Raw genomic sequence first — 620 nt, 5'->3', positions numbered from 1 at the left:
TCCAGACAAAAAGATGTCCCACGCATTCAAGCGCGTAAAAATTTCTTTTATTAAGTTAATGCAAATATTGCTCGGGCTTAACCGAGGTCAAAATAGTTGGGGCATATTCAAAGAGGCTGAATAACTCACGTAGAGCACGAAATAATTTCTCACGCCAATAACATGACTCTTCATTAACTCGCCAGTAAGGCTGATTAAATTCCTTTTCAGTTAAACCTGCGTGAAGGAATAAAGTGCGGCGCTGGCTTACTGTCAGAAAACTTATATACGCCGACTCACTGGCTCCGACCTGACGCCGTTTAGAAAACGCACCGCGCAGCTCGTCAATCGCGCAGGCCAGACGCTCACGGTCTACATCGTTCATTTCTTCAAAACGCATGGTCGCGTGACGCTGTTTAAGCTGAGCATGAAAACAGACCGTCAGGCGGTCGCGTTCCATCATCTGATTGTAAAAATCGCAAGAGTCCTGCCAGCGAGCTTCTGCAAGATGTTTGCCGATGACAACGCGCAGTGCGGCAGGTTGTTTTTGTACCAAATCAAGAGTCATCACAGCCATTTTGACACCTCTCTGATTTTCATAATGCGCTTAACAACAGCGGTCAAAATACCAGGCTTACGGG

Annotated in this window: 1 protein-coding gene; it reads right to left on the bottom strand. The window is 46.3% G+C overall.

Features of this window, described 5'->3' with window-relative positions:
• Positions 1 to 55: 55 nt before the first annotated feature.
• Positions 56 to 556 carry a phage replication protein B gene (gene repB / locus RE027_RS17990; protein WP_023323608.1) on the bottom strand — a complete coding sequence of 167 codons (501 nt, stop codon included), beginning with the start codon at positions 554 to 556 and terminating at the stop codon, positions 56 to 58.
• Positions 557 to 620: the final 64 nt, after the last annotated feature.

This window comes from Kocuria sabuli (genome assembly GCF_040981185.1).
Classification (GTDB): domain Bacteria; phylum Actinomycetota; class Actinomycetes; order Actinomycetales; family Micrococcaceae; genus Kocuria; species Kocuria sabuli.
Note: the sequence above shows the minus strand (reverse complement) of the source record. Positions and strands in the feature narration are given on the sequence as shown.